General features: G+C 70.6%; 9 protein-coding genes and 3 pseudogenes. 7 read left to right on the top strand and 5 right to left on the bottom strand.

Going from position 1 to position 9022, the window contains the following annotated elements; translation table 11 throughout:
• Positions 1-156: 156 nt before the first annotated feature.
• From ABZ281_RS24490 to ABZ281_RS24505, 4 genes and pseudogenes are all read left to right on the top strand, one after another.
• A complete protein-coding gene (locus ABZ281_RS24490; RefSeq protein WP_356658681.1) occupies positions 157-1158 on the top strand; it encodes a proline racemase family protein in 1002 nt (333 codons plus the stop codon).
• Between the two features lie 51 nt (positions 1159-1209).
• Positions 1210-1881, top strand: coding sequence for a GntR family transcriptional regulator (locus ABZ281_RS24495; protein ID WP_356658683.1), 672 nt, complete (start codon positions 1210-1212; stop codon positions 1879-1881).
• A 99-nt stretch (positions 1882-1980) separates the two neighbouring features.
• Positions 1981-2143, top strand: a pseudogene (locus ABZ281_RS24500) (substrate-binding domain-containing protein); the annotation flags it as partial.
• Between the two features lie 81 nt (positions 2144-2224).
• Positions 2225-2467 (top strand): hypothetical protein, encoded by a 243-nt coding sequence (locus ABZ281_RS24505; protein ID WP_356658685.1) that lies wholly within the window; start codon positions 2225-2227, stop codon positions 2465-2467.
• An 85-nt stretch (positions 2468-2552) separates the two neighbouring features.
• On the opposite strand, the gene ABZ281_RS24510 is transcribed toward ABZ281_RS24505, so the two are convergent.
• From ABZ281_RS24510 to ABZ281_RS24520, 3 genes are read right to left on the bottom strand one after another with little or no spacing between them, the layout of a single operon-like run.
• Positions 2553-3488: a PDR/VanB family oxidoreductase gene (locus tag ABZ281_RS24510; RefSeq protein WP_356658687.1), complete on the bottom strand. Its 936-nt coding sequence runs from the start codon at positions 3486-3488 to the stop codon at positions 2553-2555.
• Positions 3485-3664: a hypothetical protein gene (locus ABZ281_RS24515; protein ID WP_356658689.1), complete on the bottom strand. Its 180-nt coding sequence runs from the start codon at positions 3662-3664 to the stop codon at positions 3485-3487. The genes ABZ281_RS24510 and ABZ281_RS24515 overlap by 4 nt, the downstream gene beginning before the upstream one ends.
• Positions 3661-4731: an aromatic ring-hydroxylating dioxygenase subunit alpha gene (locus ABZ281_RS24520; protein WP_356658691.1), complete on the bottom strand. Its 1071-nt coding sequence runs from the start codon at positions 4729-4731 to the stop codon at positions 3661-3663. Before ABZ281_RS24520 ends, ABZ281_RS24515 begins: the two co-directional genes overlap by 4 nt.
• Before the next feature lie 182 nt (positions 4732-4913).
• Here ABZ281_RS24520 and ABZ281_RS24525 point away from each other — a divergent pair, with 182 nt between their 5' ends.
• Entirely contained in the window at positions 4914-5096 is a 183-nt protein-coding gene (locus ABZ281_RS24525) for a LysM domain-containing protein (protein WP_356658693.1), read from the top strand.
• A 49-nt stretch (positions 5097-5145) separates the two neighbouring features.
• Positions 5146-5832: pseudogene (locus ABZ281_RS24530) on the top strand (transposase); the annotation flags it as partial.
• Positions 5833-5865: 33 nt separating this feature from the next.
• Here ABZ281_RS24530 and ABZ281_RS24535 read toward each other — a convergent pair.
• A pseudogene (locus tag ABZ281_RS24535) lies at positions 5866-6161 on the bottom strand (MFS transporter); the annotation flags it as partial.
• Positions 6162-6331: 170 nt separating this feature from the next.
• Here ABZ281_RS24535 and ABZ281_RS24540 point away from each other — a divergent pair.
• Positions 6332-8383, top strand: a complete 2052-nt coding sequence (locus ABZ281_RS24540) for a phosphocholine-specific phospholipase C (protein WP_356658695.1) — start codon at positions 6332-6334, stop codon at positions 8381-8383.
• On the opposite strand, the gene ABZ281_RS24545 is transcribed toward ABZ281_RS24540, so the two are convergent.
• Positions 8373-9022 (bottom strand): hypothetical protein (locus tag ABZ281_RS24545; protein ID WP_356658697.1); only part of this gene is annotated, 650 nt, incomplete at its 5' end. The genes ABZ281_RS24540 and ABZ281_RS24545 overlap by 11 nt on opposite strands.

The following is a 9022-nucleotide window of genomic DNA, read 5'->3' on the forward strand; positions in this document are numbered from 1 at the left end:
AGAGCTTGGGGGAGCGTGCCAGGCGCGACTTCGCGGACACCACCCAGGGGGCTTCTGATGGATCTCCGTGGGACAAGGAGCGTGCGTGCCGGGCGTCGTGACGCCGCGGAGATCCATCAGAAGCCCCCTAGCCCGCACGAGAATCAGGGGACCGACATGCGCAGCAAACTCGTCCTGCACGCCGTCGACTCGCACACCGAGGGCATGCCGACCCGCGTGATCACCGGCGGCATCGGCACCATCCCCGGCGCCACCATGAACGAACGGCGGCTGTGGTTCCGTGAACACCGTGACGACGTCAAGCAGTTGCTGATGAACGAGCCGCGCGGCCACTCCGCCATGAGCGGCGCGATCCTCCAGCCGCCGACCCGGCCGGACTGCGACTGGGGCGTCGTCTACATCGAGGTCTCCGGCTACCTGCCGATGTGCGGGCACGGCACCATCGGCGTGGCGACCGTGCTGGTCGAGACGGGCATGGTCGAGGTGGTCGAGCCGGTCACCACCATCCGGCTCGACACCCCGGCCGGACCGGTCGTCGCCGAGGTGGCCGTCGAGGACGGGGCGGCCAAGGAGGTCACCCTGCAGAACGTGCCCTCCTTCGCCGTCGGCCTCGACCGCGAGGCCACCCTCACCGACGGCCGGACGGTGACGTACGACCTCTCCTTCGGCGGCAACTTCTACGCCATCCTGCCGCTGGAGCAGTTCGGCCTGCCCTTCGACCGGGGACGCAAGGACGAGATCCTCGCGGCCGGCCTGTCCCTGATGGCGGCAGTCAACGCCGAGGACCCGCCCGTCCACCCGGAGGACCCGTCCATCCACGGCCTCCACCACGTCTACCTGGCCGCCCCCGGCTCGACCGCCCGCCACTCCCGGCACGCGATGGCCATCCACCCCGGCTGGTTCGACCGCTCGCCCTGCGGCACCGGCACCAGCGCCCGCATGGCGCAGCTGCACGCACGCGGCGAACTCCCGCTGCGCACCGAGTTCGTGAACGAGTCCTTCATCGGCACCCGCTTCACCGGCAGACTGCTCGGCACGACCGAGGTCGCCGGACGCCCGGCCGTGCTGCCCAGCTTCACCGGACGCGCCTGGATCACCGGCACCGCCCAGTACCTGCTGGACCCCGGGGACCCGTTCCCGGCCGGATTCGTCCTGTAAGCCGCCACGAGCAAGACCACGAGCAAGACCACGAGAGGAACCCCGACCGTCATGGCCCCGCAGCACACCCCCGCCCTGCCCGTGCTGGGCAGCAGGAAGCCCAGCCACCGGGAGCGGGTCGCGGACGCGCTGCGGGCCGCCCTGATCGCCGGCGAACTGCGGCCCGGCGAGGTCTACTCGGCCCCGGGCCTCGCCGCCCGCTTCGGAGTCTCCGCCACGCCCGTGCGCGAGGCCATGCTCGACCTGGCCAAGGAGGGCCTGGTCGACACCGTGCCCAACAAGGGCTTCCGGGTCACCGCCGTCTCCGAGCAACAGCTCGACGAGTACACGCACATCCGGGCGCTGATCGAGATCCCCACCACGGCGGAGCTGGCCCGCACCGCGGACCCGGTGGCCCTGGAAGCGCTCCGCCCGGTCGCCCAGGAGATCGTCACCTCCGCCGCGACCGGCGACCTCATCGCCTACGTCGAGGCCGACCTGCGCTTCCACCTCGGCCTGCTGGCCCTCGCGGGCAACGGCCATCTCGTCGACGTCGTACGCGACCTCAGACGCCGCTCCCGGCTCTACGGCCTGACGGTGCTGGTGGAACAGGGGCGGCTGGAGGCGTCGGCCGAGGAGCACCTGGAGATCCTCGACACGCTGCTCGCCCGGGACGAGGAGGCCGTACGGGCCGTGATGGCCCGGCACCTCGGGCATGTCCGGGGTCTGTGGGCCGCGCCCTGACGACTACGGGCCGGGGCCTGGATGCGACGCCCTGCCCGACTCTTCGGCACCGTCCTGGCTTAGCTCGGGACGGGCGTCACGGGCTGTACGCGCACCGGCGACCCGCTCGCAGAGGGCGTCGTACGGGCCACCCGGCGCAGGGGATTTGACGCGCCGTAGCGGATCTCCGTCTTGGGCTACGGCGACTCCACACTGATGAAGCGCACCGAATCCCCGTCTCGCCATCGTTCGCCGGCCCATCGAGGCCATGGACAAGGCCGCGACGAACACCGCGAAGCGAACGCTTCACCCGCTACCTCCGTCCCAGCGAGCCGCACACCGTCCTCAGCTTCTCCTTCATGATGTGCCCACGGGACGCGGAGCGCAGGCCTGCGCCGGTCCGTGGACCAGCACGCCCCGGTCGAAGCCCGCCGACCTCGCTCTCGGCACCCGCCGACCTCGCCCTCTGCACCCGCAGGGCTCGCCCCGGCCCTGCTGTCCCTGGCCCTGCCCGAACTGGTACCGGCGCCACCTGCGGCTGAACGTGACCGCCAACACCGGCCGACTGGCGACCCCGTTCAGCGAGGTGGAGGCGCGCCTGCCCTGACGCGGTGAGGACCTGACCGCACAAGACCGACCGCCGTCCTGGCATCCGACGGTCCGGGTCCGGGACGGCGATCGGGGCGACCGGTTCACAGGTCCAGCACGAGCCGCTTACCGCGGCAGCGGGACACACAGATCAGCATGGTCTCGCCGGCCGCGCGCTCGTCCTCCGTCAGCACCGAGTCACGGTGGTCCGGCTCGCCGTCGAGGACGTCGGTCTCACACGTGCCGCAGGTGCCCTCGGTGCAGGAGTACAGCACCTCGACCCCGGCGTCGCGCACGGCGTCGAGCACGGACACCTCCGGTGCGACGGTGAGCGTCCTGCCGCTGCGCGCCAGCTCCACCTCGAACTCGGTGTTGCCACCGGTCTCCTGCTCCTTCGGCCGGAACCGCTCGACGCGCAGGATCCCGGACGGGCACCGGGCCTCGACCGCGTCCAGCAGCGGCCCCGGGCCACAGCAGTAGACGAGCGTGCCCTCGGGCACGTCGTCCAGCACGGAGGGCAGGTCCAGCAGGCCCGTCTCGTCCTCGGGCGCGATCGTCACGCGGTCCCCGTAGTGGCTCAGTTCCTCGCCGAACGCCATGGAGCCGCGGGTGCGCCCGCCGTAAAGCAGCGTCCACTCGGCGCCCGCCGCCTCGGCCGCCGCCAGCATCGGCAGGACCGGCGTGATGCCGATGCCGCCCGCGACGAAGCGGTACCGGGGAGCGGGCTCCAGAGCGAAGTTGTTCCGGGGGCCGCGCACCCGCACCCTGGCCCCCTCGCCCAATTGCTCGTGCACGTGGGCCGAACCGCCCCGCCCGGCGCTCTCGCGCAGCACCGCGATCCGCCAGGCCGACCGGTCCGCCGGATCGCCGCACAGCGAGTACTGCCGCTCCAGACCGGGCTCCAGCAGAACGTCCACATGGGCGCCCGGCTCCCAGGCCGGAAGCGGCTCACCCAGCGGATGGCGCAGGGTCAGGGCGAGCACGCCCTCGGCCGCGAACTCCTTCCGTCCGACGACGAGTTCGGCTTCGTACACACTCATGAGCTGATTCCTCGCGGCTCGTCGACGGAGTGCCCCTGCGGATGGGCGAGCATCCACTCCCACATCTCGACCGGGTCCTGCGCGGTGTGCTCACGGCCGCAGTGGCAGGTGCCGTGCAGGGTGTCGCTGCCCGGCAGCCAGGCGATGCGGTAGATCTCGCCGGTCGGGGCGGTCACCGGACCTTCTCCACGGGCTTCTCGCCCTGCTCCACCAGCCGGGCGAGGATGCGGCGGGCGGCCAGCCCACCGGTGTCGATGTTGATGCTCAGCTCCTGGTAGCCGGTGCGTTCGGTGCCGAGCGTCTTCTGCAGGAGGTTGAGCGCGGTGACGTCCTGCATCACCACGGTGTGGTTGTTGCCCCGCAGGAACTCGGTGACCTCGGCGTCGTCCGTCGCCCAGTCCCGGGACACGGCCCAGAAGTCGTACACCGTGCCGTCGCCGGACGGCGTGATCGCGTACGTGATCTCGGTGTGGAAGCCGTTCGGGTCGCTGCCGTCCGCCTCGGGCAGCACCCCGGCCGGGGCGATGCGGCTGTGCAGCAGATACAGACAGGGGGCGTGGTACTCGATGTCCTGCCAGCGTGTGATCCGGCCCTCGATACCGGTCGACCTGGCGTAGAACGGCGGGCACTCGGCGTTGTCCATGTGCCGGCTCACCCGGACGATCCCGGCGCCCTCGTCGACCTCGGTGGTGATCGGCGTCTCGGCGACCTCGGGGGTGCCGATGTAACCGCCGTGCAGATACGTCTCGTGGGACAGGTCGAGGAGGTTGTCGACGAGCAACCCGTAGTCGCAGTCGATGGGTTCCATGCCGCGCACGGTGACCCAGCCGGGGGAGTCGAGGTGCCGGGCCCGGGGGATGACCTGCGGGTCGGCGAGGGCCGGATCGCCGATCCACACCCAGATCAGCGAGTCCTGCTCGACGACCGGGTAGGAGGCGACCCGGGCGGTGCGCGGCACCCGCTTCTGCCCGGGCACGTACACGCACGTACCGGACGTGTCGTACGTGAACCCGTGGTATCCGCACACGATCCGGTCCCCGTCCAGCCGCGTCGGCGCCTCCGACAGCGGATAACGGCGGTGTACGCACCGGTCGTGCAGGACGACCGGTGTCCCGTCCTCCTCGGTCCGGTACAGCACGAGCGTCTCACCGAGGATCGTCCGGCCGAGCAACTCCCGCCCGACCTCGTGACTGTAGGCGGCGACGTACCACTGGTTCCTGGCGAAGGCGGTCATGTGAGGCATGGGCGCTGGCTCCCGTCTCTGGTCGTGCCGTCATCGTCGGGGCGGCTGTCCCGGAGCCGCAACGGGCCTTCCGTCAGGCGGAAGCGGTTGCCGCATCAAAGAGTGAAAGCGCAACGGAATTCCCGACTTTTTCATCATGGGGAATCCGCTTGATCTAGGCATATGGAAAAACTCAGTTCTATATGGTCAAGGGCGGTGACACCCTCATCAAGATTGCGTCCATGCATCATGTGACACTCGACCAGATTCTCGAGTGGAATCCCGAGATCGAGAATCCTGACATGTCAGCGGATCGTGTGGCCGCACGGCCATGCACGGGGAGTTCGAGCCGTTCCCGGGTTCCGACTTCTTCCAGTCCTCCGTGACGAGCCCGGTCATCGAGGCCATGGGCTTCCGCCTCATCGAGGAGGAGTGCAGCCTCAGCCCAAGCCGCTGCCCGCGACCGGCTCAGCAGTCGGCATCGACCTCGGTATTGCCTCGTTCCTCACTGACTCCAACGGTGTACACGTCGCCAACCCGTGCCACGCACGCAAGGCCGCCGCGAAGCTCGAAGTCGCGCAGCAGGCACTGAGCCGCTTCCCGCGCCGCAAGGCCAAGGACCGCACCCGCAACCACCAGCGCGCCGTGGACAAGGTCGCCCAGCTCCACGGCAAGGTACGCCGCCAGCGGCTCGACCACGCGCACAAGACCGCGCTCAGTCTGGTCCGGGAGCACGACTTCATCGCGCACGAAGACCTCAAGATCCGCAACATGAGCAAGGCTCCCGCGCCGAAGCCCGACCCCGAGCAGCCGGGCAGCTTCCTGCCGAACGGGGCCGCGAGCAAGGCCGGGCTGAACCGTTCGATTGCTGACGCCGGCTGGGGGGTGTTCCTCGCGATCCTGAACGCAAAGGCTGAAAGCGCCGGGCGGGAAGTGATGGCCGTGGACCCCCACAACACCTCCCGCACGTGCCCCGAATGCGGGCACACCGCCAAGGAGAACCGGCCCACCCAGGAAAAGTTCCGCTGCCTCTCGTGCGGCCACCGGGCACACGCTGACGTCGTCGGAGCAACCAACGTTCTACGGGCCGGGCCGGCCCGTCGCGACGCCAACCAGGCATAGCGAGAAGCCACCCCGTTTACGGGGCGGAGGAGTCACGAGTTGGATCGTGACCGTGAGGGCGGCCCGCCGCCCGTGCCGGTCCGCGACGGCGCCCATCAGCAGCCCGCCCACCGGCCGCGTGAAGAAGCCGACCGCGAACGCCGCGAACGTGGACGGCAGCGGCACCAGCGAGTTGTCCGCGCTCTTCGGGAAGACCTGGGCGGCTATGCAGGTGGCCAGAAACGTGTAGGCGCACCAGTCGTACCACTCGACCGCCTTGCCCACGGAGGCGGCGAGGAACTGGCGAACGGGCCGTTTCGTCGGGGGAAAACCGTCTTCGTCTCTGTCACGCCCCCCGACCCTCCCCTGGCAACGCACGGGCACACCTGTCGTACCGGCGACTTTCACACGAGTGTCACGCGCCCCTTCCTTGTCGTTTGGTGCCCCTGAAACACTCCTTCCGCGCAGATTCCGTCATGCTCCGGCCATCCAGCACATCAGGATGAGAGGTCTGTCCTTCATGTCCGAAGTCAACCGGCGCCGCTTCCTCCAACTCGCGGGTGCCACCACGGCCTTCAGCGCGCTGTCGGCCAGCATCCAGCGCGCCGCCGCCCTTCCGGCGAACCACCGCACCGGGTCGATCGAGGACGTCGAGCACATCGTCGTCCTTATGCAGGAGAACCGTTCCTTCGACCACTACTTCGGCACCCTGAGAGGCGTCCGCGGCTTCGGCGACCCCCGCCCGGTCACCCTCGACAACGGCAAACCGGTCTGGCACCAGGAGAAGGACGGCAAGGAGATCCTGCCGTTCCACCCGGACGGCGACGACCTCGGCATGCAGTTCCTGGAGGGCCTCCCGCACTCCTGGCCCGACGGCCACCAGGCCTACGACGGCGGCAAGTACGACCGCTGGGTGCCCGCCAAGGGCACCACCACCATGGCGTACCTGACCCGCGAGGACATCCCGTTCCACTACGCCCTCGCCGACTCCTTCACCGTCTGCGACGCCTACCACTGCTCGTTCATCGGCTCCACCGACCCGAACCGCTACTACATGTGGTCCGGATACACCGGCAACGACGGCACCGGCGGCGGGCCGGTCCTCGGCAACGACGAACTCGGCTACGGCTGGACGACCTACCCGGAGCGCCTTGAACGGGCCGGCGTCTCCTGGAAGATCTACCAGGACATCGGTGACGGCCTCGACGCCCAGGGCTCCTGGGGCTGGATCCAGGACGCCTACCGCGGCAACTACGGCGACAACTCGCTGCTCTACTTCAACAAGTACCGGGGCGCCAAGCCCGGCGACCCCTGGTACGACAAGGCCCGCACCGGCACCGACGCCAAGGCCGGCGAGGGCTACTTCGACCGGCTGAAAGCGGACGTCAAGGCCGGCACGCTGCCCCAGATCTCCTGGATCACCGCCCCCGAGGCCTTCTCCGAGCACTCCAACTGGCCGTCGAACTACGGCGCCTGGTACATCGCGCAGGTCCTGGACGCCCTCACCTCCAACCCGGAGGTCTGGTCCAGGACGGCCCTGTTCATCACCTACGACGAGAACGACGGCTTCTTCGACCACGTGGTGCCGCCGCTGCCGCCCAAGGACGCCTCCCGCGGCCTGTCCACCGTCGACGTCTCCCTCGACCTCTTTCCGGGCGACGGCAAGAACACGGCCGGCCCCTACGGCCTCGGCCCCCGGGTTCCGATGCTGGTCGTCTCGCCGTGGAGCAAGGGCGGCTACGTCTGCTCGGAGACCCTCGACCACACCTCGATCCTGCGGTTCATGGAGCGCCGCTTCGGCGTGCGCGAGACCAACATCTCGCCGTGGCGCCGGGCTGTCTGTGGTGACCTGACGGCCGCGTTCGACTTCTCCCGCAAGGACGTCCGCCCGGCCCCGCTGCCGGGCACCGACGCGTACGAGCCCCAGGACCGCGAACGCCACCCCGACTACAGGCCGCTCCCGCCCGCCGACCCGCGCATGCCCCGGCAGGAACGCGGGCTGCGCCGCTCCCGGCCGCTGAAGTACGCCCCGCGCGTGGACGCCTCGGTCGACGCGGCGGCCGGGAAGCTCACCCTCACCTTCGCCTCCGGCGCGAAGGCCGGTGCCGCCTTCCACATCACCTCCGGCAACCGCGCCGACGGCCCCTGGATGTACACCACCGAGGCCGGCAAGACGCTCTCCGACACCTGGAACTCGGCGTACTCCGGGGGCTCCTACGACCTGACCGTGCACGGCCCGAACGGCTTCGTGCGCGTCTTCAAGGGCCAGAACAAGACGGTCGGCTGCGAGGTCACCGCCCGCCACACCGGTGACGACATCGAACTGACCTTCACCAACAAGGGCTCCGGCACGGCGCGCCTGACACTCTCCAACGGCTACGGCGGAAAGCCCTCGACCGTCACCGTCCGCCCGGGTGCGACGGTGTGCCGGACGGTGGAGCTCGCCGCCGGCCGCCGCTGGTACGACCTGACCGTCACCGCCGAGGGCGACAAGGCGTTCCTGCGGCGGTTCGCGGGACACGTCGAGAACGGCCGGCCGGGGGTCAGCGACCCGGCGATCATCACCGCGTAGCGGAAGTGAGGTGCCCCGGATCGTGCCACCGGGGCACCAGCGCCGGTTCGGCCGTCGCCGAGCCGGGTGCCAGAGCCAGGACGGCGGCCACCGGGTGGTCGTCGTCCACCGGAGCGGCCGCGGGCGCCGCCCGGCTGAGCAGCACCACGCCCCGGGACGCCAGACCCGCCCCGGCGAGCGCGAGCAGCACACCCGGCGCGCCGCCCTGGAGGCGTTCGCCCAGCAGCGACAGGCCGATCACCGCGGCGGCCAGCGGGTTGGCCAGCGTCACCATCGCGAGCGGTCCGCCCAGGCCGCCCCGGTACGCCGTCTGCGACAGCAGCAGCCCGCCGGCCGCGAAGGCCGCCACGAGCAGGGCCACGGCGACCACCTGGACACTCAGCACCGGACCGGACCGGTCCGTCGCGGCCACCGTCACCGTCTGCGTGAGGGCCGAGGCGACCCCGGAGGCCAGACCCGACGCGGAGGCGTGCCGCAGCCCGGGGCGCGCGCCCGGCCGGGACAGCACCCCGATGAGGGCCGCGGTGGCGCCGGCCACGGTCAGCGCCTCGGGGACGCTCCGCGCATCGTCCGGCGCCGGACCGGACGCCGTCACCAGGATCGCGCCCAGGCCCAGCAGCGTCAGCGCGGTGCCCCGCC

The sequence above is a fragment of the Streptomyces sp. NPDC006265 genome (assembly GCF_040613555.1).
Lineage (GTDB): Bacteria > Actinomycetota > Actinomycetes > Streptomycetales > Streptomycetaceae > Streptomyces.